This window comes from Micromonospora sp. WMMC264, assembly GCF_027497275.1.
GTDB classification, from domain to species: domain Bacteria; phylum Actinomycetota; class Actinomycetes; order Mycobacteriales; family Micromonosporaceae; genus Micromonospora; species Micromonospora chalcea.
Genome location: NZ_CP114907.1, coordinates 4,423,174 through 4,447,824 on the forward strand (window position 1 = coordinate 4,423,174; position 24,651 = coordinate 4,447,824).

Annotated in this window: 26 protein-coding genes; 9 read left to right on the forward strand and 17 right to left on the reverse strand. The window is 73.9% G+C overall.

Annotated elements, in window-relative coordinates; all coding sequences use genetic code 11:
• The first annotated feature begins 230 nt into the window (after nucleotides 1–230).
• Both O7542_RS19135 and O7542_RS19140 read left to right on the forward strand, forming a co-directional pair.
• The gene (locus tag O7542_RS19135) at nucleotides 231–1,418 is read left to right on the forward strand and encodes a CAP domain-containing protein (protein WP_166455539.1); all 1,188 of its coding nucleotides are present in this window, start codon (nucleotides 231–233) and stop codon (nucleotides 1,416–1,418) included.
• A gap of 77 nt (nucleotides 1,419–1,495) precedes the next feature.
• Nucleotides 1,496–2,365 (forward strand): endo alpha-1,4 polygalactosaminidase, encoded by an 870-nt coding sequence (locus tag O7542_RS19140; RefSeq protein WP_166455540.1) that lies wholly within the window; start codon nucleotides 1,496–1,498, stop codon nucleotides 2,363–2,365.
• Between the two features lie 226 nt (nucleotides 2,366–2,591).
• Here the strand turns inward: O7542_RS19140 and O7542_RS19145 are convergent, their stop codons facing one another.
• The 9 genes from O7542_RS19145 to rsmD all read right to left on the reverse strand — a co-directional run bounded on the left by O7542_RS19145 (nucleotide 2,592) and on the right by rsmD (nucleotide 10,316).
• Entirely contained in the window at nucleotides 2,592–4,808 is a 2,217-nt protein-coding gene (locus O7542_RS19145; protein WP_166455541.1) for an MMPL family transporter, read from the reverse strand.
• Nucleotides 4,809–5,047: 239 nt separating this feature from the next.
• Nucleotides 5,048–5,905 (reverse strand): bifunctional DNA-formamidopyrimidine glycosylase/DNA-(apurinic or apyrimidinic site) lyase, encoded by an 858-nt coding sequence (gene mutM / locus O7542_RS19150; protein WP_113971825.1) that lies wholly within the window; start codon nucleotides 5,903–5,905, stop codon nucleotides 5,048–5,050.
• Entirely contained in the window at nucleotides 5,898–6,686 is a 789-nt protein-coding gene (gene rnc, locus O7542_RS19155) for a ribonuclease III (protein WP_166455542.1), read from the reverse strand. The genes mutM and rnc overlap by 8 nt, the downstream gene beginning before the upstream one ends.
• Nucleotides 6,683–7,642: a phosphate acyltransferase PlsX gene (locus tag O7542_RS19160; RefSeq protein ID WP_176722757.1), complete on the reverse strand. Its 960-nt coding sequence runs from the start codon at nucleotides 7,640–7,642 to the stop codon at nucleotides 6,683–6,685. Before O7542_RS19160 ends, rnc begins: the two co-directional genes overlap by 4 nt.
• 132 nt (nucleotides 7,643–7,774) lie before the next feature.
• Nucleotides 7,775–7,948: a 50S ribosomal protein L32 gene (gene rpmF / locus O7542_RS19165; RefSeq protein WP_030500827.1), complete on the reverse strand. Its 174-nt coding sequence runs from the start codon at nucleotides 7,946–7,948 to the stop codon at nucleotides 7,775–7,777.
• Between the two features lie 5 nt (nucleotides 7,949–7,953).
• Entirely contained in the window at nucleotides 7,954–8,517 is a 564-nt protein-coding gene (locus O7542_RS19170; protein ID WP_043325942.1) for a YceD family protein, read from the reverse strand.
• Between the two features lie 123 nt (nucleotides 8,518–8,640).
• Nucleotides 8,641–9,138 (reverse strand): hypothetical protein, encoded by a 498-nt coding sequence (locus O7542_RS19175; protein WP_043325943.1) that lies wholly within the window; start codon nucleotides 9,136–9,138, stop codon nucleotides 8,641–8,643.
• A gap of 141 nt (nucleotides 9,139–9,279) precedes the next feature.
• The gene (coaD, locus tag O7542_RS19180; RefSeq protein WP_043325944.1) at nucleotides 9,280–9,756 is read right to left on the reverse strand and encodes a pantetheine-phosphate adenylyltransferase; all 477 of its coding nucleotides are present in this window, start codon (nucleotides 9,754–9,756) and stop codon (nucleotides 9,280–9,282) included.
• On the reverse strand, nucleotides 9,753–10,316 hold the full coding sequence (gene rsmD / locus O7542_RS19185) for a 16S rRNA (guanine(966)-N(2))-methyltransferase RsmD (protein WP_069087646.1): 564 nt from the start codon (nucleotides 10,314–10,316) through the stop codon (nucleotides 9,753–9,755). Before rsmD ends, coaD begins: the two co-directional genes overlap by 4 nt.
• A 249-nt stretch (nucleotides 10,317–10,565) precedes the next feature.
• Between rsmD and O7542_RS19190 the strand changes: the two genes are divergently transcribed.
• Entirely contained in the window at nucleotides 10,566–11,504 is a 939-nt protein-coding gene (locus tag O7542_RS19190; RefSeq protein WP_166455543.1) for a cell wall anchor protein, read from the forward strand.
• 83 nt (nucleotides 11,505–11,587) lie between these two features.
• On the opposite strand, the gene O7542_RS19195 is transcribed toward O7542_RS19190, so the two are convergent.
• The 3 genes from O7542_RS19195 to O7542_RS19205 are packed head-to-tail and all read right to left on the reverse strand — an operon-like array spanning nucleotide 11,588 to nucleotide 16,395.
• Entirely contained in the window at nucleotides 11,588–12,523 is a 936-nt protein-coding gene (locus O7542_RS19195) for a serine hydrolase domain-containing protein (protein WP_166455544.1), read from the reverse strand.
• Between the two features lie 60 nt (nucleotides 12,524–12,583).
• Nucleotides 12,584–14,785, reverse strand: a complete 2,202-nt coding sequence (recG, locus tag O7542_RS19200; RefSeq protein ID WP_166455545.1) for an ATP-dependent DNA helicase RecG — start codon at nucleotides 14,783–14,785, stop codon at nucleotides 12,584–12,586.
• Entirely contained in the window at nucleotides 14,782–16,395 is a 1,614-nt protein-coding gene (locus O7542_RS19205; protein ID WP_281604976.1) for a DAK2 domain-containing protein, read from the reverse strand. Before O7542_RS19205 ends, recG begins: the two co-directional genes overlap by 4 nt.
• Nucleotides 16,396–16,605: 210 nt before the next feature.
• On the opposite strand from O7542_RS19205, the gene rpmB reads away from it, so the two are divergent.
• Complete coding sequence (rpmB, locus tag O7542_RS19210) at nucleotides 16,606–16,797, forward strand: 50S ribosomal protein L28 (RefSeq protein ID WP_011905179.1); 192 nt, start codon at nucleotides 16,606–16,608, stop codon at nucleotides 16,795–16,797.
• Nucleotides 16,798–16,981: 184 nt separating this feature from the next.
• Nucleotides 16,982–18,238 carry an ATP-grasp domain-containing protein gene (locus O7542_RS19215; RefSeq protein WP_281604977.1) on the forward strand — a complete coding sequence of 419 codons (1,257 nt, stop codon included), beginning with the start codon at nucleotides 16,982–16,984 and terminating at the stop codon, nucleotides 18,236–18,238.
• On the opposite strand, the gene O7542_RS19220 is transcribed toward O7542_RS19215, so the two are convergent.
• Together O7542_RS19220 and O7542_RS19225 are read right to left on the reverse strand one after the other, a co-directional pair.
• Nucleotides 18,235–18,702, reverse strand: coding sequence for a GNAT family N-acetyltransferase (locus O7542_RS19220; RefSeq protein WP_281604978.1), 468 nt, complete (start codon nucleotides 18,700–18,702; stop codon nucleotides 18,235–18,237). The genes O7542_RS19215 and O7542_RS19220 overlap by 4 nt on opposite strands.
• 62 nt (nucleotides 18,703–18,764) lie before the next feature.
• A complete protein-coding gene (locus tag O7542_RS19225) occupies nucleotides 18,765–19,715 on the reverse strand; it encodes a thiamine-phosphate kinase (protein ID WP_187694359.1) in 951 nt (316 codons plus the stop codon).
• 163 nt (nucleotides 19,716–19,878) lie between these two features.
• Here O7542_RS19225 and O7542_RS19230 point away from each other — a divergent pair, with 163 nt between their 5' ends.
• Complete coding sequence (locus O7542_RS19230; RefSeq protein WP_013284547.1) at nucleotides 19,879–20,112, forward strand: Lrp/AsnC ligand binding domain-containing protein; 234 nt, start codon at nucleotides 19,879–19,881, stop codon at nucleotides 20,110–20,112.
• The gene (locus O7542_RS19235) at nucleotides 20,113–20,697 is read left to right on the forward strand and encodes a DUF3515 family protein (protein WP_043325952.1); all 585 of its coding nucleotides are present in this window, start codon (nucleotides 20,113–20,115) and stop codon (nucleotides 20,695–20,697) included.
• Nucleotides 20,698–20,713: 16 nt separating this feature from the next.
• Here O7542_RS19235 and O7542_RS19240 read toward each other — a convergent pair whose 3' ends face one another.
• Entirely contained in the window at nucleotides 20,714–21,817 is a 1,104-nt protein-coding gene (locus O7542_RS19240; protein ID WP_043325953.1) for a D-alanine--D-alanine ligase family protein, read from the reverse strand.
• A gap of 172 nt (nucleotides 21,818–21,989) precedes the next feature.
• A complete protein-coding gene (locus tag O7542_RS19245; protein WP_043325954.1) occupies nucleotides 21,990–22,214 on the reverse strand; it encodes a hypothetical protein in 225 nt (74 codons plus the stop codon).
• A gap of 278 nt (nucleotides 22,215–22,492) precedes the next feature.
• Here O7542_RS19245 and O7542_RS19250 point away from each other — a divergent pair, with 278 nt between their 5' ends.
• A complete protein-coding gene (locus tag O7542_RS19250; RefSeq protein WP_043325956.1) occupies nucleotides 22,493–23,338 on the forward strand; it encodes a helix-turn-helix transcriptional regulator in 846 nt (281 codons plus the stop codon).
• A gap of 5 nt (nucleotides 23,339–23,343) precedes the next feature.
• Nucleotides 23,344–23,544, forward strand: a complete 201-nt coding sequence (locus tag O7542_RS19255) for a DUF397 domain-containing protein (RefSeq protein ID WP_064447251.1) — start codon at nucleotides 23,344–23,346, stop codon at nucleotides 23,542–23,544.
• Between the two features lie 10 nt (nucleotides 23,545–23,554).
• On the opposite strand, the gene O7542_RS19260 is transcribed toward O7542_RS19255, so the two are convergent.
• Nucleotides 23,555–24,619, reverse strand: a complete 1,065-nt coding sequence (locus O7542_RS19260) for an ROK family protein (protein ID WP_281604979.1) — start codon at nucleotides 24,617–24,619, stop codon at nucleotides 23,555–23,557.
• Between the last annotated feature and the right edge of the window lie 32 nt (nucleotides 24,620–24,651).

Below are 24,651 nucleotides of genomic sequence, written 5' to 3' on the forward strand. Positions count from 1 at the left end.
AGTTGACCAAGGCCGTAGATCATCTCCACGTCGGCCGGGCCACTCGCCGGGGGGCTGCCACAAGGCGCGGACACGCTCTGTCCGGACGCCTTTACTGTACGCCGGAAATGTGTGAACGCCTCACCCTCGGCGGCTGCTTCGCCTTAACTCTTTCTTAGCCACGTTGCTGCAGCTCCGAGCGCGCCCGTAGCGTCACCCCGGCCCGTAACCAACCCGTGGAGGGGACAGGCGTGTACCGCTGGAACGACCCGATCGAACCGGAGGGCGCCCGCCGGCGTCCCGAGCCGCCGACCGACGAGGGTCCGGCGTGGCTCAGCGACCGGCCCGAGCCGCGGTCGTCGTACCTCTTCGGCGACGGAGGGCAGCAGCAGCCGCCCGCCGGCTACGGCCCCGCCGGTTACGGCGCCGAGCCGGCCGGCTCCTACCCGCCGCCCCGCGACCGGTGGAACGGCGAGGAACAGCCCACCGCCGCCTGGCACGGCCATGAGCAGCCCGCCAATGCCTGGCACGCCCAGGGGCCGGCCAGGACCGGCCACGAGCAGCCCACGGCCGCCTGGCACGGCCAGGAGCCCGCGTGGCACGGCCACGAGCAGCCGGCCGGCGGCTGGGAGCAGCCGGCCGCGACGTGGCAGCCGGCGGACGACATCCCGGCCGACGAGCCGCGACGCCGCAAGCGGCGCCTTTCCCGGCCCCTCGTGATCGGCGGGGCCGCCGCCGCGGCGACACTCGTGGTGAGCCTCGGCGTGGGCGCCGTCCTGCTACCCGGCGACGACCAGGGCACCAAGCGCACCTCCGCCGACGCTCCGGTGGCCGCCGCGCCGCAGGCGCCCGAGGACGACGGGGACACCCCGGCGGACACACTCGCTGCCGAGTCGGCCAGCCCGTCGGCCGTACCGACCACCGCCGCGCCGAGCCCGTCCAAGAAGGCCACCCCGAAGCCGAGCCGCAGCACCGCGCCGTCGCGGCAGCAGGAGCGCAGCAGCGCCCCGAGCGGCGGCGGCACCGCGGCCACCAAGGCCACCGCCACGACCGCGCTGAGCGCGGAACTCCAGAAGGTCGTCACGCTGGTGAACCAGGAGCGGGCGAAGGCCGGCTGCAAGGCGCTGACCGTGAACGCCAAGCTGAACCTGGCCGCCCAGCGGCACAGCCAGGACCAGGCGGACCACAAGAAGATGGACCACAACGGCAGCGACGGCAGCGAGCCCAAGGACCGGGTGGAGCGCGCCGGCTACAGCTGGAGCATGGTGGGCGAGAACGTCGCCTGGGGCTACCAGAGCGCGGCCGAGGTGATGGACGGATGGATGAAATCCGAGGGGCACCGGAAGAACATCCTCAACTGCGGGTACACCCAGATCGGAATGGGTCTGGCGCGCAGCAACGGGCCGTACTGGACGCAGGTCTTCGGCACGCCGCGCTGACCGCGCGTCGTGACGGGCCCGGCGCTCGTTGACCGGTCGGGGGCGGCGTCGGGCCGCCCGCGTCCGGGGAGTCGTCGATGCGGATCCGGCCGGGGTGGGCCGTGCCGCGCGCCCGGCCGGCCCGCGTCCGCCGACGTGGCCCGCGCCGGGGCGTGGCGCTCGCGCTGACCGCGGCGCTGCTCGTCCCGGCGCCGGCCTGCCGGCGGCCGATCACGCCGCCCGGCGCGCCCACGCCCTGGCCGGGCGCGCAGGCCGACAGGTGGCGGTGGCAGTGGCAGCTCACCACCCCGGTGGACGTCACCGTCGACGCCGACGTCTTCCTCCTCGACCCGGTGGCGACCACCTCGACCGAGACCGCCGCGCTGCGCGAGCGGGGCCGCCGGCTGGTCTGCCACGTCCGGGTCGGCACGTACGCCGCCGACGATCCGGACGCCACCCGCTTCCCCGCCGCCGTACGCGGCGCCGCCGTGCCCGGACGGCCGGGGAGCCGCTTCCTGGACGTACGGCGCTGGGACGCGCTGTCACCGGTGCTGGCCGACCGGTTCCGGCTGTGCCGGGGCAAGGGCTTCGGCGCGGTGGCGCTGGCCGACGCGGACGGCTACCGGTACCGCTCCGGTTTCCCGCTGGACTTCGACGACCAGTTGCTGTTCAACCGGCGGCTGGCCGGGCTGGCCCGCAAGCTCAACCTCTCCCCCGGCCTGGTCGACGACGTGGCGCAGGTGGCCGCGCTGGCGCCCGACTTCGACTTCGCGGTCAACCAGGAGTGCGTACGCCGCCGCGAGTGCGCGAAGCTGCTGCCGTTCGTCGACGCCGGCAAGCCGGTCTTCCACGTCGAGTACACGGGTGAGCCGGCGGATTTCTGCGTCACCTCGGTCGGCTACGGCTTCGCCTCGATCCGCAAGGACCGGCAACTCGACGCCTGGCGGGAGCCCTGCGTACTGCCGTGACGCCCCCGTCCCCGGCCACCTGGGCCGATACGGCCACGGAGGTGCCGACACTCTGCGTGACGCCATGGCTCAAGGGGTGTACGCAAAAGCGATATACCTGAGAGTCATAATTATGACTCTCAGGTATATCGCTCACTAGGGAATGCCGTCTCAGCCGCCAGCACGGTCCGGACCGGATGTCAAGCCGCGACGGACATGCCGCGCGGACCGGCGCCCGGACCCGGAATCAGCGGGCGCCGACCAGCTCCGGGGCCGGGGCGGGCGGCGGCTCCACCGCCGGGGCGACGACCGTACGGCGGCGCATGAAGCGTGGCGCCCACCAGTTCGCGTCACCCAGCAGCGTCATCACCGAGGGCAGCACGACCGCCCGGATGATCGTGGCGTCCAGCAGGATCGCCGCCGCCAGGCCGATGCCGAGCTGCTTGAAGTCGATCATGCTGAGCGTGGCGAAGATGGAGAACACCGCCACCATCACCACCGCCGCGCTGGTCACCACCCCGGCCGAGGAGGTGATGCCGTGCGCCACCGCCTCCCGGTTGGGCATGCCCCGGTCGATCGCCTCACGGATCCGGCTGACCACGAAGACGTGGTAGTCCATCGACAAGCCGAAGAGGACCACGAACAGGAACAGCGGCAGCCAGGTGACGATCGCGTCCATCGAGGTGAAGCCGAGGAGCCCTTCCGCCCAGGTGCTCTGGAAGACCAGCACCAGCAGCCCGTACGCGGCCCCGGCGGAGAGCAGGTTCAGCAGGATCGAGGTCAGCGCCACCACCACCGACCGGAACGTCCACGCCATCACCAGGAACGTCAGCGCCAGCACGAACGCGGCGACGATCGGCAGCTTCGCCCAGATGTGGGCGGCGTAGTCCTCGCTGGCGGCCACGCCGCCGCCGACCGCGTACTCCACGCCCGGGATGCCGCCGAGCGTGGCCGGCACCAGGTCCTCGCGCAGCTCGTGCAGCGACCGGGACGCCTCGTCGGAGCGGCTGGCGTGCGGCGTGGCCAACTCCAGCACCGACACCCGCCGGTCCGCCGACACCTGGATCTCCGGGCCGTCCCCCTCGGCCGGCGCGAAGAGCGGGTCCGTGGCGGTCCGGCCGGCCAGGTCGGTGAGCGCGGCCCGTACCCGGTCGGCCTGCTCGGCGGGCGCCCGCACGGCGACCGTGTGGCTGGTGCCGTTGCTCGGGAACGCCGCGGTGAGCCGGTCGTACGCCTGCATGGCGGCGGTGGTGCGCGGCACGTCCTCCGGGCCGGGGAACTTCAGCTTCATGCCGAGCGCGGGCGCGGCCAGCGCGAGCAGCAGCGCCACCGAGATCAGCAGCGTCGCCACCGGCGCGCGCAGCGCCGGCTTGAGCACCGCCGGCCAGAACCGGGGCCGGGCCGACTGACCGGTGCGCGGCGCGGTGAGGCGCCACAGCAGCGGCACCCGCGGCCGGTCCACCCAGCGGCCCAGCTTCGCCAGCAGCGCCGGCAGCACTGTGAGCGAGCCGATCACCGCGACCGCCACCACCAGGATCGAGCCGACGGCCAGCGAGGAGAAGATCGCGTCCTGGGCGAGCAGCAGACCGCCCATCGAGATGATCACGGCGGTGCCGGAGACCACCACGGCGTGCCCGGAGGTCTCCGCCGCGATCTCCACCGCGTCCAGACCGGAGCGGCCCTTCGCTCGTTCCTCCCGCTCCCGCCGCACGTAGAACAGCGAGTAGTCGACGCCGACCGCCATACCGATCAGCAGGATGACGCTGGCGGTGGTGTCGGTGGCCGGCACCAGGTGCGAGGCGAGCGTGGAGAGGCCCATCGCGGCGGCCACCGAGGAGAGTGCCAGCAGCACCGGCACACCGGCGGCGATCAGCGCGCCGAACGCGATGATCAGGATGGCCAGCGTCACCGGCAGGCTGAGCAGCTCGGCGCGCTTGAAGTCCTTGCCGAGCGTGTCGTCGAGCGCCTTGTCGATCGACGGGCCGCCGACCTGCTCCACCCGCAGCTGCGGGTGCGCGTCCTGCACCTTCGCGGTGGTGTCCCGCAGCGGCTGCACCCGGTCCCCGGCGGTGCCCGGGTCGCCCGACATGGTGATCGGCACCAGCAGCGCGCTGCCGTCGCGCGACGGCATCGGCGTACCGATCGACGCCACGCCGTCGACCTGCCGCAGCCGGTCGGCCGCGTCCTGCGCGGCGGCCTTCGCAGCGGCCTGGTCGAGCGAACCCGAGCGGGCGGTGATCAGCACGTTCTCGGTCGCCGGCCGGTCGAACCCGCCACTGTCGACGATCAGCTGTGCCCGTCCGAACTCGCCGATCGCCTGATCCTCGTCGGTCGCCTCGTTCAGCCCGGCGGCGCTGCCGCCCACGAAACACACCGCCACGAAGACCACCCACAACGCGATCGCGCGCCACGGATGCTCCGCACTCCACCGTGCCAGCCGCACGGTCACCGGTCGCCTGCCCATGTTCCGGGTTCCACCCTCCTGATGCCGGCCCTGCGCCGACCCCAGATGACGCTAGGCAGCAGGCGGGGCCCCGGCATCGGGGAACGGCCCCCGCTCGTCCCCGATCCGGCGGGCGCGGTCCGCGCGGCCGGAACCGGCCGCACGGACCGGGCGGAAAAGGGCATCTCCGGGTACGCTCCGGCGCGTCTCCGGGGACCGTCGGGCGATGCACACCGGCGCAACCCCGAATCGGCTCGGGGTCAACCCCGGAGGGTGCCCCGGGGCCGCGGCTGACATCGCGGGCAGCTGTAGGAGGACCGGTTCATGAACGCCTCCCGCCGGATCGGCGCGCCGCAGCGCGGGCAGGGTTCGCCCTCCCGGCCGTAGGCGTTCAGCGACCTGTCGAAGTAGCCGCTCTCACCGTTGACGTTCACGTACAGCTCGTCGAAGCTGGTGCCGCCCTGCTTGATCGCCTCGGCGAGCACGTCCCGGATGTGCCCGAGCAGCCGCAGCGCGGCCGGGCGGGTGAGCGCGTCGGCCGGGCGGGCGCCGTGCAGCTTCGCCCGCCACAGTGCCTCGTCGGCGTAGATGTTGCCCACCCCGGAGATCAGCGTCTGGTCGAGCAGCGCGCGTTTGATCTCCGTACGCTTGCGGCGCAGCGCCGCCACGAACGCCTCGTCGGAGAACTCCGGGTCCATCGGATCGCGGGCGATGTGCGCGATCTCGGCCGGCAGCTCCGCCCCGCCTTCGGAGACGGACAGCCCGCCGAACGTGCGCTGGTCGACGAAGCGCAGCTCCGGCCCGTCGTCGGCGAACCGGAACCGGACCCGCAGGTGCAGCTCGTCGGCCGCGCCGACCGGCTGCAACAGCAACTGGCCGGACATGCCGAGGTGGCCGATCACCGCGTCACCGCTGTCCAGCGGCAGCCAGAGGTACTTGCCGCGGCGGCGTACGCCGGTGATCGTCCGCCCGGCGAGCACGTCGGCGAAGTGCGCGCCGCCCGGCGCGTGCCGGCGTACCGCCCGGGGGTGGCGCACCTCGACGGCGGCGATCCGCCGGCCGATCACCCACTGGGCCAGCCCCACCCGGACGGTCTCGACCTCGGGCAGCTCAGGCACGGCCGGCGCCCGCCTCGACGTCCGCCGTCTCGTCCTGCCCCGCCGTCTCGTCCCCCGCCGCCTCGGCCTCGGCCCGCTCGGTGATCATCCGCCAGGCCGACTCGGCGGCGCGCTGCTCGGCTTCCTTCTTGCTGCGCCCCTCCGCGCCGCCATAGCGGTTGCCGGCGACCACCACCCAGGCGGTGAACGTCTTCAGGTGGTCCGGTCCGGTGCCCTCGATCCGGTACTCCGGCACGCCGAGCCCCAGCGCCGCGGTCAGCTCCTGGAGGCTGGTCTTCCAGTCCAGCGCCGCGCCCCGGCCCGCCGACTCGGCCATCAGCGGGTCGAAGAGCCGGTGGATCACGATGGCCGCGGTGTCCAGGCCGTACTGGAGGTAGATCGCGCCCAGCAGCGCCTCCAGCGTGTCGGCCAGGATGCTCGCCTTGTCCCGCCCGCCGGTGGCCTCCTCGCCCTTGCCCAGCAGCAGGTACGCGCCCAGCCCGTCCGGGCCCAGGCCACGCGCCACGTCGGCGAGCGCCCGCATGTTGACGACGCTGGCGCGCAGCTTCGCCAGCTGGCCCTCGGGCAGGTCTGGGTGGTTGTGGAACAGCGCAGTGGTGATCACCACGCCGAGGACCGAGTCGCCCAGGAACTCCAGCCGCTCGTTCGTGGGCAGGCCGCCGTTCTCGTACGCGAACGAGCGGTGGGTCAGCGCGCGTTCCAGCAGTTCCGGGTCGAGCGACACTCCGAAGGCCGCCTCCAGGTGGCCGACGGGAGCACGCCGCCGCTTGTCGTTGGTCATGGTGCTACCTCGGTGTCGTGTCGGTCAGGTGCGGGTTCGTGCGCAACGTCGGCGAGCAGGGCGCGGACCGTTCCGGCGGCGTCGCGGCGCCACAGGTGAGCGGCCAGGGCGATGCCCGAGGCGACGTCCTCGGAGCCGGCCGCGCCGTGGCACACGACCACGGTGCCGCCCACCCCCAGCAGGGCGGCGGCGCGGGGCGCGCCGCCGCCGGGCGGAGGGCCACCGGCCATCGCGTACGCGCCCTCGATGGCCTTCAGCAGGACGTTGCCGGTGAAGCCGTCGGTCACCACCACGTCGGCGCGGGCGCCGAGGGAGATGTCGTACCCCTCGACCAGGCCGACGTAACGCGCGTCACAGGGCAGCGCCAGGGCGGCGATCGCGGGATCGGTGTGGCGGCGCAGCCGGTCGCCCTTGCCGGTCTCGTGCCCGACGGAGAGCAACCCGACGCGGGGCGCGGTGACGGAGTGCGCCACTGCCGCGTAGGCGGCGCCCAGGACGGCGTGCCGGGTCAGCGTGGCGGGGCCGGGTTCGAGCGTGCCGCCCACGTCCAGCAGCACCACGGGCCCCTCGACGGCGGGCAGCGTGGCGACGAGCGCGGGGCGGCGTATCCCGGTCCAGCGGCCGAGGCCGAGCGCGGCGGCGGTGACTGTGGCGCCGGTCGAGCCGGCGGAGACCACGGCGTCGGCGAGGCCGTCGCGGACGGCCTGCACGGCCGTGCGTACCGTGCTCTCGCCGCGGGCGGCGGTGGGATGGTCGGCCATGCCGACGGCGGTCCGCACCGGGCGGACCGTGACCCGGGCTCGCTGCGCCGGGTCGAGCGCACCGATCAGCTCGCCGGCCACCTCGATCGGGCCGACGAGCATCAGGTGCAGGGCGGGATCAGTGCGTACCGCTCGCAGAGCGCCGTCAACCACGACGGCGGGAGCATCGTCCCCGCCGAGGAGGTCGACGGCGATCCGCGCGGTGCCCGGCTCCGCCGGCCCGCCGGCCGGAGGCCGGTCGGCGGTGGAGGGAGCCGGGGCACCGGGCGTGAGCCTTGGTGCGCGCGTCACCCGACCGGTGGTCGGGGACGTCACTCGGCGTCCGCGTCAGACCTCGAGGACCTGACGGCCGTTGTAGGTGCCGCAGACGGAGCAGGCGGCGTGCGGCAGCTTGGCCGACTTGCACTGCGGGCAGGCCACGGTCGCCACCGCCGAGGCCTTCCAGTTCGCCCGGCGGGCGCGGGTGTTGCTGCGCGACATCTTGCGCTTGGGGACGGCCACGGTTCTTACTCCTCTGTACGGGTCAGTTGCGTCAGGCTCGCCCAACGCGGGTCGACCTGCTGATGGCTGTGATCGGCCGGCAGATCGTCCCAGTGCACCCCGCAGTCGGGGCACAGGCCTGGGCAGTCCTCCCGGCAGAGCGGGTTCGTCGGCAGCGCCAGCACCACCGCGTCCCGCAACGCCGGCTCCAGGTCGATCAGATCGCCCTGCATCCGGCCCACCTCGTCCTCATCGGTCGTGTCGTCCGTGGTGCTGTTCTCGTACGCGTACAGCTCCTGGATCGTCACGGCCAACGATTCGTCGATCTCGCGCAGGCAGCGGCCGCACTCGCCCTTGACGGGACCGGTGACGGTCCCGGAGACGAGCACGCCCTCGGACACCGACTCCAACCTCAGGTCGAGGTCGAGGTCCGCGCCCTCCGGCACACTGATCAACTCCACGCCGAGGTCCGCCGGTGCCGGCACGACCCGCTTGTGCGTACGCAACGCGCCAGGTCGGCGCGGCAGTTCCCTCGTGTCGAGGACCAGCGGCGACCTGGGGTCGAGTGTGCTTGGCGAGTGTTTGGGCATAGTCAGACTCCGGCCGATGAGAGGCCGACAAAGAAGGTTACCTGCCTGGCGGCGGACCGTCGAACCGGGGGCGGACCTCCGGCTCGGCGGCAGCCGGCTGTCGGCGACCGGCCCGCGCGCCGCTCAGAAGGGTAGCGGGCGGTCCGGCTCGTCCCCGGCGAAGGTGCCGATCTCGCGCAGCGCGTGCATCTTGTCCCGGCCGCGCTCTATCGAGGCGAGCGCCCGGGTGAGGAACTGCTCGAAGTTCGCCAGCGCGGTGTCGACGTAGTCGTCCACCTCCTCGCGGAGGCGCTGTGCCTCGGCCCGCGCCTCGGCGATGATCCGCGCGCCCTCGTGCTCGGCCGAGACGGTGATCTCGTTGACCGAGACCAGCCGGGCGTGTTCCGCCTCACCCTCGCTGATGATCCGGTCGGCCTCGCGCTTGCCGGCCTCCATGATCTTGTCCCGCTCCTCCAGCAGCGCGGCGGCCCGGCGCAGGTCGGCGGGAAGCTCCGCGCGCAACTCGTCGAGCGCGGCGATCATCTCGCCCCGGTCGACCATGCAGTTGTTGCGCGACATCGGGACGGAGCGGGCCTGCTCCACCATGGCGATCAGTTCGTCGATGCGATCGAGCGGGTCCACCGGTACCTCACTCCTGTCTTCGTCGGCCGCCCTCCATGATGCGGCCTGCGCCCGGCTTCGGCGCTGCACACATCATGTCGCGCCCGAGCCACCCACGCCCCACCCGCCCCACCCGGCGCGTCGCCCACCCCCGGCGGAGGGTCAGGGGCGGAGGCGGGTGGCCAACTGCTCCCGGACCAGGTCGGGGACGTGGGCGGAGACGTCGCCGCCCCACTTCGCCACGTCCTTGATCAGGCTGGACGAGATGAACGAGTAGAGCGGGTTGGTCGGCATGAACAACGTCTCCACGCCGGCCAGGCCGATGTTCATCTGGGCCATCTGCAGCTCGTAGTCGAAGTCGCTCACCGCCCGCAGGCCCTTGATCAGCACACTCGCCTGCTGCGCCCGGCAGAAGTCGACGAGCAGACCGCGGAACGACTCGACCCGGACGTTGTCGTACGAGGCGGTGACCTCGTGGAGCATGTCGATCCGCTCCTCGACCGTGAACAGGCCCTGCTTCGACTGGTTGACCAGCACCCCGACGATCACCTCGTCGAACAGCCGGCTCGCCCGGCCGATGATGTCGAGGTGACCGTTGGTGACCGGGTCGAACGAGCCCGGGCAGACCGCACGTCTCATGATCGGCGACCGTACCAAAGAGTGGTCTCGCCGTAACGTCTGCTGCGCTCCGGAGTGACACCTTCCACCCACGTGACCGATCCGGAACGACTGGACCGCTCGACGATCACCAGGGCGTCCGGGGCGAGCCAGCCGCCGTCGACCAGCGCCGTCAGCATCGCGGTGATCTCGGCGTCCGGCACCGCGTACGGCGGATCGGCGAAGACCACGTCGTATGGGCCGTCGGCCGGACCAGCGGCCAGCACGGTGGCGACCTTGCCGGTGACCAGACGCGCGGCGGGAGCGGCCCGGAGCGCGGCGATGTTCTCCCGGATCACCCGGGCGGCACGCGCGTCGGACTCGACGAGCAGCACGTGCGCGGCGCCCCGGGACAGCGCCTCCAGGCCGACCGCGCCGGAACCGGCGTACAGGTCGGCGAAACGTGCCCCGTCCAGGTCGACGTGCGAGTGCACGGCGCTGAACAGCGCCTCCCGGACCCGGTCGGAGGTGGGCCGGGTGCCGGCGCCGGGCGGCGCGGCGATCCGCCGCCCGCCGAGCGTGCCGGCCACGATCCGGGTCACCGTCGCTCCCTGCGCATGCCCCGACGCTACGCGACCCGCGCGCCGGGGTGGATCGAGCACCCGAGGTGACGCCGGGTGACTCGACGTACATCAATGATCTCGGATTCATAACGGACCCTTTACGACCCGTCGATCTCGGTAACGCCCGCACTGTCGATCTCGCTAGGGTCTGGCCCGATTGCCGGACGGACGCGCGGCTCCGGCCCCTCCGCCCGGTCTCTCCCATCCTCCCCCTCGTCAGGAGCAGGCGTGAATCGTCTCCACCTCCGGCGTGCCGCCGCCCTCACCGCCGGCACGCTGCTCGGCCTCGCGGGCGTCGCCACCGTCGCCGGCCCGGCCGCCGCCCACCACCCCGAGCCGTCCGGCAGCTACTGCGCCACCCCGAACGGCGCGGTCACCGTCACCTGGTCCGTGACCAGCAGCGAGACCGACATCTCCGGCCGCATCACCAAGCTCGTGTCCACAGTGCCCGGCCCGGTCAGCGGGGACCTGGCGGTCGGCGCCGAGCTGAAGCCGGCCGGCAAGGGCACGCTCACCGGCACCCAGACCCACACGTTCGCCGGCGCGATTCCGGAGCTGAAGCTGACCGTCGGGGCGCACTGGGACCGGGGCCGCAAGTCGCACGAGGGCGAGCGGACCGTGATCGCCCGCCCGGCCCGCGACTGCGTCACGCCGAGCCCGTCGCCGTCGCCCAGCACGCCGCCGAGTCCCACGCCCACGCCGAGCACGCCGGCCTCGCCAACCCCGACGCCGTCGGCGTCCCTCCCGCCGAGCCCGTCCACCCCGCCGTCGCCGTCCGCCCCGCCGGCGGAGCCGATCTTCAAGCTGGACCAGGACTGCGACTCGATGACGTTCGTCGTGGAGAACCCGGCCCAGGGCGCGCCGTTCACCGCCACGCTGACCACCGAGAAGGGCGTCACCAGGACGCTCGCGTCCGAGCCGGGCAAGACCAGCTCGGTCGAGTTCGACGCCTACCCGGGTCTCAAGGTCACGGTGAAGTACGACGTGGTCGAGGACGCCGAGACCATCCCGTACACCCAGCCGGACGACTGCTCTGGCCAGGGCGGCGGCCTGCCCGTCACCGGCCCGGCCGCCGGCGCCATCGTCGGCGGCGCCGCGCTGCTGCTCACCGCCGGCGCGGTGCTGTTCGTGGTGGCCCGTCGCCGCCGGATCCGCTTCACCGCCTGATCCGCACCCGAGGGCGCGTCGACCACCCGGTCGGCGCGCCCTCGCCGTGCCTGCCGCGGGTCCGGTACAGGGCGCGCGGGCGGTCAGACCGCGTCGAGCACCGACGTGACCGCGACCGGGTCGACCTCGGCCTGGTTGGTCAGCAGGACGAGCCGCTCGTCGGAGTCGGGCAGCCAGGCGGCGAACGCCTTGTAGCCACCGTTGTCCCCGGAGTGGTGCAGCGCCCGCCGGCCGGCCAGCGGGCCGACGAAGAACCCGTAGCCGTACGCCTCGTCGGGCCGTCCGGTGGGCGCGTGCGGCGCGGTCATCGCCGCCACCGAGGCCCTGGCGAGCAGCCGCCCCCGGCGCGGTACGTCGAGCCAGGTGAGCAGGTCCGCCCCGGTGCACCAGACGTCACCCGCGCCCATGCTCACCGTCGCGAGGTCCCAGGACGGCACCGCCCGGCCGCCCTCGTGGCCGGTCGCCACGTCCGGCCGCCCCTCGCCGGAACCGGCGAAGCTGCCGGCCATGCCCAGCGGCGCGAAGACCTCCCCGGCGAGGAACTCGGCGTACGGCCGGTCGGCCACCTGCTCGACGGTCCGGGCCAGCAGCACGTAGCCGGGACTGCTGTAGTGCCACCCGGCGCCGGGCGGGAACAGTGGCGGCAGCGCGGCGAACCGGTCGAGCAGCTCGTCCGGCTCGGCCGGCCCGTGCAGGTCGATCGCCGGGTAGTCCTCCCAGTGCCCGAGCCCCGAGGTATGGGTGAGCAGGTGGTGCAGCGTGATGCCGGACCACTGCGGCGGCGGCGTGCCGGGCAGCCGGCGCACGACCGGGTCGGACAGGCTCAACGCGCCCCGCTCGGCGAGCAGCAGCACCGCCACTGCTGCCATCTGCTTGCTGATCGAGGCGATCTGGAATCGCGTCGCCGGAGTGCAGCGCCGGCTGGACGTCTCGTCGGCGACCCCGGCGACCCGGTCCACCAGGAGCTCGTCACCTCGGGCCAGAAGCAGCACGCCGCGTTCGGGTGATGGTGTCGACATCTGCGCGAGCCTAGGCACGCCACGGGCGTGCCGCTGCCCCGCGACCGCACCGGCCCGCCGTCAGCCCTTCTCCAGGTATTCGGCGCGTTCCTCGTCGACGAGCGCGGCCACCGAGGCCGCGAGCGCCGGGTGCCGGGTCAGGTCCGGGTCCTCCTCGACCAGTTCGATCGCCTCGGCCCGCGCGTCGCGGATCAGCTCGGCGTCGCGTCTGAGCGACAGCAGCCGCAGGTGCGAGCGCCGGCCGGACTGGGTCGCGCCGAGCACGTCGCCCTCGCGGCGCTGTTCCAGGTCGAGTTCGGCCAGCTTGAACCCGTCGGTGGTGGAGGCGACCGCGTCCAGCCGTTCCCGCGCCGACGAGCCCTCGACCGCCTCGGTGACCAGCAGGCACAGACCGGCGGCCGAGCCCCGGCCGACCCGGCCCCGCAACTGGTGCAGCTGGGAGACGCCGAAGCGGTCGGCGTCCAGCACGATCATCACCGTCGCATTCGGCACGTTCACGCCGACCTCGACCACTGTGGTCGCGACCAGCACATCCAGCTCGCCGTCGGCGAACGCGCGCATCACCGCGTCCTTCTCGTCGGCGGGCAGCCGCCCGTGCAGCACCCCGATCCGCAGCCCGTGCAGGGGCCCCTCGGCCAGCAGCGGGGCCACCTCGGTCACCGCCAGCGGCGGGCGCCGGCCGTTGTCGTCCTCCCGCGGCGCCTCCTCGTCCGACACCGGTCCCTCACCGATGCGCGGGCACACCACGTACGCCTGGTGGCCCTTCGCGACCTCCTCGCGCAGCCGGCGCCAGGCCCGGTCGAGGAACGCGGGCTTCTCGGCGGCCGGTACGACGTGCGAGGCGATCGGCGAGCGGCCCTGCGGAAGCTGGGACAGCGTGGAGGTCTCCAGATCGCCGTAGACGGTCATGGCCACCGTGCGCGGAATCGGGGTGGCCGTCATCACCAGCACGTGCGGCGGCTGGTCGGCCTTGGCGCGCAGCGCGTCGCGCTGCTCCACGCCGAAGCGGTGCTGCTCGTCCACCACCACCAGGCCCAGGTCGTGGAAGTCGACGCCCTCGTAGAGCAGCGCGTGCGTGCCGAGCACGATGCCGGCCCGCCCCTCGGCCACCTCGGCCAGCGCCCGGCGCCGGGCCGCCGCGCCAAGCGAGCCGGTGACCAGCTCCACCCGGGTGGCGTCCTCGGCGGCGCCCAGCTCACCGGCCCGGCCGAGCGGGCCGAGCAGGTCGAGGATGCCCCGGTGGTGCTGGGCGGCGAGCACCTCGGTCGGCGCGAGCAGCGCGGCCTGCCCACCGGCGTCGACGACCTGGAGCATGGCGCGCAGCGCCACCACGGTCTTGCCGGAGCCCACCTCGCCCTGCAGCAGCCGGTGCATCGGGTGCGCGGCGGCCAGGTCGGCGGCGATCTCCCGCCCGACGACCTGCTGGCCGGAGGTCAGCTCGTACGGCAGCCGGGCGTCGAACGCGTCGAGCAGGCCGCCCGCCTTCGCCGGCCGGGCCCGCGCCGGCCACGCCGCGGCCCGGTGCTTGCGCTGCACCAGGGTGAGCTGCACGGCGAACGCCTCGTCCCACTTGAGCCGCCGACGCGCCCGGTAGAGCGCCTCCTTGCTGGTCGGACGGTGGATCTCGCGCAGCGCGGTGCCGATGTCGGCCAGGTTGCGGGTGGCCCGCACGGTGGCCGGCAGCGGGTCGTCCGGCGGGGTGAACGTGTCCAGCACGACGCGCACGCAGCGGGCGATCACCCAGGTCGGCACCGCCGCCGCGGCCGGGTAGACCGGGATCAGGGCGCCGGCGAACTCCTCGACCTCCTCGTTCGCCGCCGCCTCGCCCTCGCCACCCTCGCCGAGCAGGACGTACTCCGGGCCGTTGAGCTGCCGCTTGCCCCGGAACTCGGTCACCTTGCCGGCGAACAACCCCCACCGGCCCGGCCGCAGCTCCCGCTCCCGCCACGCCTGGTTGCCGAAGAACGTGCAGGTGAGCACGCCGCCGGAGCCGTCGCCGACGGTGACCTCCAGCAGGTTGCCGCGCCGCTGGCGCATCGGGCGCACGGCGGTGCGCTGCACCTGGGCGAGCACTGTGACCTGCTCCCCCACGTCGAGCGAGCGGATGTCGGTGTGCTCGCCGCGCTCGTCGTACCGGCGCGGGAAGTGGTAGATCAGGTCGCCCGCGGTGTGCAGGTCGAGATGCCCGGCCAACGCCTTCGCGGTGCGCTCGCCGACCAGCTTCTTCAGCGGCGTGTCCACAGTGGCCGCCTCGCTCGTCATTCGACCCCCACCAGGAGCGGATAGTGCGGCTGCCCGCCCTCGTACGCCTGCACCTCGACGAACGGCCAGGCCCGCTCGACATGCTCACGGACCCGGTCGGCCAGCCCGGCCGGCGCATCCGCGCCGCACAGCAGCGTGACCAGCTCACCGCCACCGCCGAGCATCCGGTCCACCACCGCGATGCAGGTGTCGGTCAGATCCTGCCCGATCAGGTGCACCTCGCCCTCGACCAGCGCCAGCACGTCACCCGCGCGGGCCGGGCCGGCGACGGTGAGCGCCTCCCGGGCGGCGTGGCACACCTCGGCGTACCGGCAGGCGCCGGCCGCCTCGGCCATCGCGATCACGTCGTCCTCGAAGCGCCGCTTCGGATCGCGTACTGCGAGCGCCGCGAGCGCCTGCACCGGGGAACGGGTGGGCACCACGCTCACCTTGACGCCGAGGCCGTACGCCTCCTTCGCGGCCGCGCTCGCCACCGACTGCGTGTTCGGGTCGTTCGGCAGCACCACCACCCGGGCGGCGCCGGTGGCCCGGATCGCGTTCAGCAGCTCACCGGTGGACGGGTTGGCCGGCACCACCACGGCGCCCTCGGCGGCGAACAGCTCGGCGATGCCCGCGCCGGTGGCCACCACCACGGCGGCCCGGCCGTCCGGGCGCGCCACCTGCAGCGCGGGCGCCGGGGCGGTCTGGTCGGCGAAGCGGGTCACGCCGATGCGGTGCGGCCGGCCGGCGACCACGCCCGCCTCGATCGCCGCCCCGACGTCGTTGACGTGCACGTGCACGTTCCAGGTGCCGGCGCCGTCGCCGACGATCGCCAGCGAGTCGCCGAGCACTGCCAGCTCGGCGCGCAGCCGGGCCACCGCCTCGTCGTCCGCGTCGAGCAGGTACTGCACCTCGTAGGCGTACACGTCGGAGCCGCTCTCCCGCACGGCCGTGGCCGGCGGACGGCGGGTGGGCGGCGCGGGCGCCGCCTGCGCCGGGCTCTCCCCCGTGACCACCTCGACCAGCGCGTCAAGCAGCAGACACAGGCCGCGCCCACCGGCGTCGACCACGCCCGCGCGGGCCAGCTCCGGCAACTGCTCGGGGGTACGCGCCAGCGCGTGCGCCGCCGCCTCGGCCGCGGCCCGGGCCACTGTGCGCAGGTCGTCGCTGTCCGCGAGACGGGCCGCGTGGGCCGCCGCGGCGACCACGCTGAGCAGGGTGCCCTCGACCGGCCGGGCGACCGCGGCGTAGGCGGCGGTGGTGGCGTCGGCCAGCGCGTCGGCGAGTTGCCGCCCGCCCACCGCGGGAGCGGCGGCGAGCGTGTCGGCGAGGCCGCGCAGGATCTGCGAGACGATCACCCCGGAGTTGCCGCGCGCCCCGAGCAGCGCGCCCCGGGCCATCAGCCGCAGCGCGTGCCCGTGCGCGGTGTGCCCGTCGTCGGGGAGGGTGCCGAGATCCATGGCCAGGGCCTGCTGGGCCGAGGTCAGCGTGAGGACCAGGTTGGTGCCGGTGTCGCCGTCGGGCACCGGGTAGACGTTCAGCTCGTCGATCTCGCCCTGGTGCCGCCGGAGGGCGGCCAGCCCGCTCGCGCACCAGCGGCGCACCGCTGCGGCGTCGAGGGTCTCCAGCACGTCGGGAAGCCTACTGGCGCGCACCGACACGCGCCGGGGTCGTCCGCCGCGTGTCCGCCCCGCCCGCCGGCCCGGCCGGGTCGCCGGTACGCTGGGTGGGCTCGCGAAAGGGCCGGTTGGGCGTACCGACTGTCATCGGGTAACCTGACCAGGTTGCCCGGGCAGCGCCTGGCGGCGACCTCATGAACGTTTCAATCCCAGGAGTATCCCGTGGCTAGCGTGTGCGACGTCTGTGGCAAGGGGCCGGGCTTCGGCCACAACGTGTCCCACTCGCACCGGCGGACCAACCGCCGCTGGAACCCGAACATCCAGTCGGTGCGCACCCCGGCCGGTGGCGGCAACACCAAGAAGTTGAAGGTCTGCACCTCGTGCATCAAGGCCGGCAAGGTCACCCGCGCCTGACGCGGTAGCGCCACCGAACATCGTCGGTCGCCGGCGGATCCCTCGGGATCCGCCGGCTTCTGTCGTATCCACCGACCCGCGCCGCACACCTGACCGACCGTACGGCGACCGGCTGGTACGGGCCGGTTAGGGTGCTGCTGCGCCGGCCGTCCGGTTCCGGCGCGAGCCGTGGGGAGGGTGACCGGTGGACCTCGATCTGGGTCGCGAGCAACTGGTGGTGGTGGGCGCGTCGTTCGGCTCACTGAGCTGGTTCGACCAGCAACTGCCGGCCGGCACCGTGGTACTGGTCGAGGAGCCGGACGTGATCGCCCGCCGCGACCTGGCCCGGTTCGCCGAGCGGCTGCCGATGATCGGGCGACTGGTCGAGGCCGAGTACCAGACCGGCTTCGACGCCGACGCCCTGCTCGCCCGCGAGCCCGCCCTGGCCGACGCCCGGCTGGTCCTGCCCGGCCTGGAGTACGCGGTCGGCGCCGCCGCCCGGCTCGCCGAACGGCTCGGGTTGCCCGGCGCCGGGGCGGAGGCCGCTGACATCTTCTCCGACAAGCACCGGATGCGGCTGCTCGCCGACCGGATCGGACTGGCCAACCCCGTCTACGAGCTGGTCGACGACCCGGCGCGGGCGGTGGAGTTCGCGCGGGCGCACGGCGGCCGGTGCGTGCTCAAGCCCACCCGCCGTTCCGGCAGCCTGGGCGTGCAGCTGATCACCGACCCGGCCGAGGTGCCCGCCCGCTGGGCGGCGAGCGCCGCGCCGCCGGACCCGGCCGAGGCCACCGAGCGCGGCCTGCCCACCGGCGTGCTGGTGGAGGAACTGCTGGTCGGCTCCGAGCACAGCGTCGAGCTGCTGGTCGCCGACAGCGAGGTGATCTTCGCTAACGTCACCGACAAGCGGATCGCCGGTGGCCGGTACCCGGTCGAGACCGGCCACACCGTGCCGTCCGCGCTGCCCGCCACCGAGCACGACGCGCTGCGCGCCGCCGCGGTACTCCTCGCCGAGGCGGCCGGCTTCCGCAGCGGCATGCTGCACAGCGAGTGGATCCTCGTCGACGGCGTGCCGACGCTGGTGGAGTGCGCGGCCCGGATGCCCGGCGACATGATCACCGCGCTGATCTCGATCGCCTACGAGCGCGACGTCATCGAGGCGTACCTGCGGGTGCTGCGCGGCGAACGGCCGGCGTTGCCGGCGCGGCCGACCGGCGCGGCGGCCATCGAGTTCCTGATCGCGCCGCCCGGACAGGTCACCGCCGTCGACGGCAAGCGCGACGCGCTGCGCGTGCCGGGCGTGCTCGACGTGCAGGTCGAGACGAAGGTCGGTCAGACCGTGCCGGAACTGCTCTCCTCGGCGCACCGCAGCGGGCACCTGATGGCCTGGGGCGCGACCCCGGACGAGGCGGCCAGTGCCGCACGCCGCGCCGCGAACGAGATCCGCATCACCGTCGGCTAGAGCGTGCGGCCGTAGGACAGGCAGCCCGGGGCGTCCTTGTAGTAGCCGAAGTTCGGGATCCGCTCGTAGCCGGACGAGGTGTACATGGCGATCGCCTCGGGCTGCTTGTCGCCGCACTCCAGCACGATCCGTTTGCGGCCGTGGTCACGGGCGGAGCGCTCGACCGCGCCGAGCACCGCACGGGCCACGCCCCGGCCCCGGGCCGCCGGGTCGGTGTACATCCGCTTCAACTCGGCCGTGTCGCCGTCCGCGCCGTGGCTGCGCCAGCCGCCGCAGCCCACCGGACGCCCGTCGAGGTAGGCGACGAGGAACGCGCCGTCCGGCGGGGTGAACTCGGCCGCGTCGACAGGGGTGTCGTCGCCGCTGCCGCCGTAACGGGCGCCGAGATCGGCCAGCGCCGCCCGGATCAGCACCTGCGACTCAGGCGCGTCGAAGCGCCGCTCCCGGATCTCGATCTCGCTCACCGTGCCAGGTTACGACCGCCTCCGGCCCCCGCCCGGCCCGGCGGCCGGGGGTCGGACGCAGATCACTCCGCCGTTCGGCGGAAGTGGTCCCAGCCGCGCGGGCCGTCGTACCCGGCGCCGTCGACGGTGACCCCGGCGCCGGCCGCCACCCGCCCGACCGGCCGCCAGCCGTCGGGCAGCGCGGCGTCGGGCGGGAACGTCGCCGCCAGGGCATGGTCGTCGCCGCCGGCCAGGATCCAGGTGTACGGGTCGACGCCGAGCGCCGCCGCCGCGTCGCGCATCTGCCGGGGCACCTCGAACGCCTCCCGGCGCAGGTCGACGGCCACGCCGCTGGCGGCGGCCACGTGCCCGAGGTCGGCCAGCAGCCCGTCCGACACGTCGATCATGGCGGTGGCGCCCGCCGCGGCGGCGGCCGGTCCGGCCGCGTACGGCACCTCCGGGCGGCGGAACGCCTCGACCAGCAGCCGGGGCGTGCGGAAGCCCCGGGACAGCACCGTGTAGCCCGCCGCCGCCCAGCCGGTGCGCCCGGCCAGCGCCACCACGTCGCCGGGCCGGGCGCCGGAGCGGACCACCGGTGGCCGCCCGGCCAGGTCGCCGAGCGCGGTCACCGCGATGGTGAGCGTCGGGCTGGCCGACATGTCCCCGCCGACCACGCTCGCGCCGACGAGCGCCGCCTCCGCGCCCAGCCCGTCGGCCAGCTCCTCGGCCCAGGCCGGGTCCAGCTCGGCCGGCATGCAGAGCGCGACGAGCAGCGCGGTCGGGGTGGCGCCCATGGCGGCGATGTCGGCGAGGTTGGCCGCCGCCGCGCGGTGTCCCACGTCCCGCGCCGCCGACCAGTCGCGCCGGAAGTGCCGTCCCTCCACCAGCACGTCGGTCGATGCGACCACCCGCCGATCCGGCGCCGCCACCACCGCGCCGTCGTCGCCCGGGCCGAGCAGGCAGCTCTGTCCCTGTGCCAGCCGGGCGGTCACCCGGTCGATCAGCCCGAACTCGCCGACATCCGTGACCGTCATGCCGTCCCCTCGATCCGCTGCGTCGTTGCGCACGTTCCACCCCTGTCCGCGCCGGCGTGTGCTCGCTCACCGCGTACGACCGGCAACCGATAGGGATCACTGCCGCTCAGTACGGTAGTTTCACCCTTCGGGTCGCCCGGAGGCGACGGACGGAGGTCGAGTCGTGGTACAGGCGTACATCCTCATCCAGACCGAGGTCGGCCGGGCGCGTGACGTGGCCGGTCTGATCGCGGACCTGGCCGGCGTGGTACGGGTCGACGCCGTCACCGGGCCGTACGACGTGGTGGTGCTCACCGAGGCGAACACCGTCGACGAGCTCGGCAAACTCATTGTCAGCAAGGTGCAGATGGTGCCCGGCATCACCCGCACCCTCACGTGTTCGGTGGTGCGGCTGTAAGTGGACGAGAAGACTTCCCCGCGCCCGGACCGCTCCACCCGCCGCGCCGCGCTCTGGGCGACTCTGGTCGCCGTGCCGGTGACGGTGGCGGTGGCCGGGTTCACGTTCGCCAAGCTGGCCCCGGAGTCGCCGGACGCCGGGCCGAGCGCGTCGGCGAGCCCCCGGGCACAGTCGAGCGCGCCGGTCGAGATGGCCGCCCCGGCGCTGGCCGAGCGGCCGACCGTACTCTGCCGTGCCCTGATGTCGCAGCTTCCGGACAGCGTGCGTGACCTGCCGCAGCGTCCGGTCACCGCGGGCCCGGAGCAGAACGCCGCGTACGGCGACCCGGCGCTGACGGTGGCCTGCGGCGGCAGCCCGGCGCAGTTCCCGCCCACCGACGAGGTGTGGACGGTGAACAAGGTCTGCTGGCACGCGGCCGAGGAGGCCGACGCCACGGTGCTGACCACCGTCGACCGGGAGACCCCGATCCGGGTGCGGGTGCCGAAGTCGTACGAGCCGCCGCTGCAGTGGGTGACGACGATCTCCGACACCATCGTCAGCTCCGTGCCCTCGGCGAAGCAGGCCCCCTCGGGCTGCTCCGCCTGACGCCCGGCCGGCCGGTTCAGCGGCCGGCGCGGCGGTGCAGGGCGGTACGGATCAGCCGGTTGACCAGCTTCGGGTACTCCAGCCCGCTGGCCGACCACATCCGCGGGAACATCGACGTCGGGGTGAAGCCCGGCATCGTGTTGATCTCGTTGAGGTAGACGTCCATCTGCGGGGTCACGAAGAAGTCGACCCGGGCCAGGCCGGAGCAGTCGAGCGCGGTGAAGGCCCGGGTGGCGTAGTCGCGCACCTGCCGCGCGACCGGCTCGGGCAGGTCGGCCGGTACGTCGTACTCGCAGACCTCGTCGGCGAAGATGTACTTGGCCTCGAAGTCGTACCAGTCGCGGTCGCCGATCATCCGCACCTCGGCGAGCACCGAGGCCTCCGGCGCGCCGCCGGCCTCGCCCTCCAGCACACCGCACTCGATCTCGCGGCCGACCACGGCGCCCTCGACGAGCACCTTGCTGTCGATCTCCCGGGCGGTGACGAGCGCGGCGTCCAGGTCCGCCCAGTCGTCGACCTTGGTGATGCCGAACGAGGAGCCGGCCCGGGACGGCTTGACGAAGACGGGCAGCCCGAGGCGCTCCTTGTCCTCCTCGCTCAGCGACATCCCGGCGCGCAGCACCGCGTACGGGCCGACCGGGATGCCCTCGGCGGCGCAGAGCTTCTTGGTGAACTCCTTGTCCATGGCCGCGGCGGAGGCGAACACGTTCGCGCCGACGTAGGGGATGTCGGCCATCTCCAGCATTCCCTGGATCGTGCCGTCCTCGCCGTACGCGCCGTGGAGCACCGGGAAGACCACGTCCACGTCGGCGAGCGCGACCGGCCCCTGGGCCGGGTCGAGCACCATCAGGCCGCCCGCGGCCGGGTCGGCGCGCAGCACCAGCTCGGCGCCGGACCCGGCGGTGATCTCCGGGAGTTTCCGGTCGGTGATGGCGAGCCGGCTCGGTTCGCCGTCGGCGAGCACCCACTGGCCCTGCCGGGTGATGCCGACCGGCACCACCTCGAACTCGTCCGGGTCGAGCGCGGCCAGCACGCTGCCGGCGCTGACGCAGGAGATGCCGTGCTCGGGGCTGCGGCCACCGAAGACGATCGCCACACGGGTCTTGCCTGGGGTGGTCATGGTCACCTCATCGTCGCGACTGCGGCTGGCCGTGCTCGCCGGTGGCGCTCACCCGATTGACCTTACTGTGCGTTGTCGGCGGGGGTGGTCGATACCCGGGGAGACGCGGAGCCACGTGGCAAACGGTCAAGGTGACATATACAGGGAGTAACCATACGAGGGTGGCTGCGGCTCAGAAGGCCGGGTGCCGGGGCCGGCGACCGACCGCGATCACCTTGACGCGCTGCCGGCCGGCCCGCACCATGCCCAGCGCCATGAACGCGCCGGCGATCCGGTCGGCCGCCTCCCGGCTGTTCGCGCCGACGACCTGCCGTCGGCGTTCGGGGCTGGTCCGCTCGTCGCGCCCGGCGCCGTCCGGGGGTCGCACGTCGGTGAGGACCACGAGGAACCGGGTCATTCCCGGCCACCTCCGCTCCGCAGGCGGCAGGCCGTCACCGTCATCGCGGAACCCCTCCCCATCTCGTGGACCGGCAGGGGCACGCGGCGGCCGGATCGTGGGGGAGTAGAAATCCGACCACCGCGCGCCCCATCCCCTCCGGTCGCTCACCGCCACCGTCGCCACGACAACCGGCGGTGAGGACGCCGTCACAGATTGACAGGTTCACGGGCGTGAATGCAACTCTCATCGACTTTCTCTCACGCACATTTTCCCACCAGATGTGCGACCATCGATGCATGGCGCCGAAGACCGCCCGGGCCCGACGGCTCGGCATCGCACTGCGGACCCACCGGGAGGCCGCCGGCCTCACCCTGGAGTCCGCGGCCGACGAGATCAACAGCACCCGGAGCACGCTGTCCCGCTACGAGAACGCGCAGACGCTGATCAGTCCCGCCACCGTGCGCGCGTTGCTGACCAGCTACGGCGTGGGCCCGGACGAGATCGCCGCGGCCGTGGAGCTCGCGAAGGACGCCCGCAAGCCCGGCTGGTGGGTGTCCTACTCGTACCTGCTGGACCGCCGCACCATCGACTTCATCGCGCTGGAGGCCGAGGCCACCGGCATCGCGAACTTCGAGCCGTCGGTGGTGCCCGGTCTGCTGCAGACCGCCGACTACATCCGCGGCGTGATGCGCGGCGGCCCGCACACCCTCAGCGACGAGCAGGTGGAGCAGCGGGTGCAGCTACGGCTGGACCGCCAGCAGCGGCTCTCCGGGGACGAGCCGCCGATCCTCGACGCCATCATCGACGAGGGCGCGCTGCTGCGCCCGGTCGGTGGGCCCTCGGTCATGTCCGCCCAGCTCCAGCACCTGGTGAAGATGGCCGAGCTGCCGAACATCACGGTGCAGGTGATCCCCCTGGCCGCCGGTTACCACCGCGGTACCCGGGGCTCGCTGCACATGCTGGAGTTCGCCGACCCGGAGGACCCGATCATCGCCTCGGTGGAGACCGTCGCCGGGCAGATGATCCTCGACCGGCCGGGCGACCTGCGTACCTGCACCAAGATCATGGAGCACCTGCGGACCGTGGCGCTGAGCCCGGCGGCCAGTCGGGACCAGTTGCTCCGCCTGCTGAACGAGAGGTGACCCAGATGAACGGCACGAACCGTCCGCACCCGACACCGGCCGGCTGGCGCAAGAGCAGTCACAGCGGCGACGAGGGCGCATGCGTGGAGATGGCGCCGCTGCCCGGCTCGGTGGCGGTCCGCGACTCCAAGGACCCGGCCGGCCCGGTGCTGGTGTTCCGGCCGCACGCCTGGGCCGCGTTCACCGCGGCGCCGCCGCGCCCCTGACCGCGGCTCCTCAGGTGGACGCGCCGCCCGGCCGCAACGGCGCGGCCACGGCGGCGGCGCGCACCGCCTCCAGCGCGGCGATGGCCACCCCACGCGCCCCGGCCATGTCCCGGTCCGGCACCAGGGCGAAGGTGGCCACCGCCCGCTGCTCCGCACGGAGCACCGTGTGCTCGGCGACAGCGGCGAGGAACCAGTCCCGGAACTCCGGCGCCGCCTCCACCACGCCCCCGCCGACGAAGTACGCGTGCGGGTCGGTGAAGTTGGCCGCGATGGTGAACAGCCGCCCCAGCGCCCGCGCCTGCTGGCCGAACACCTGGCGGGCCAGCGGGTCGCCCCGCTCGCCGTAGCCGCGCAGCAGCTTCGCGGCCCGGTCCGGCTCCTCCGCGGCCAGCGGATGCTCCGGATGCCGGGCCAGCCAGTACGGCAGCAGGTTGCGCCGGATCGCGGTCAGCGAGGCGACGCTCTCCGCGTCACCGGTGAAGCCGCACGCGCAGACCGGCGCCGCCTGGTCCGGCTCGACCAGGCCGTCCAGCGGGATGTGCACGTGCCCGAACTCGCCGGCCATGCCGGCCGCGCCGCCGACCACCCGCCCGGACTCCACCACACCCCCGCCGAGCCCGGTGCCGACGATCGCGGCCACCGAGGACCGGGCCATCGCGTCCGCGCCGAAGTGCACGTGGTGGGCGTAGAGCGCGGCGGCGTTGCCGTCGTTGGCGTACACCACCGGCAGGCCGAGCCGCCGCTCCAGCGCGGTACGCACGTCGAAGCCGCGCCAGGCCGGCTGGGAGAAGTTGGTGGAGCCCCGCGAGGAGATGACCCCGGTGGCGCTGGCCGGGCCGGGCGTGTCCAGCCCGACCGCGCATACCAGGTCGCGGGGCACGCCGGTGTGGGCGAGCACGCCGTCGAACGCCCGCGCCAGCGCCTCCACCGCCGCCTCCGGCCCGGCGCCCACGTCACTCGGGATCTCCAGCAGCCCGTCCACCAGGAACCGGCCGTCGACGGTCAGCACAGTGGCGTTGTCGCTCGTGCCCCCGTTGTCCAACCCCACCACCACCGGCACACCTGCGCTGCCCACCGCCACCGCCTCCCGCCGCGCCTGACCCGAGG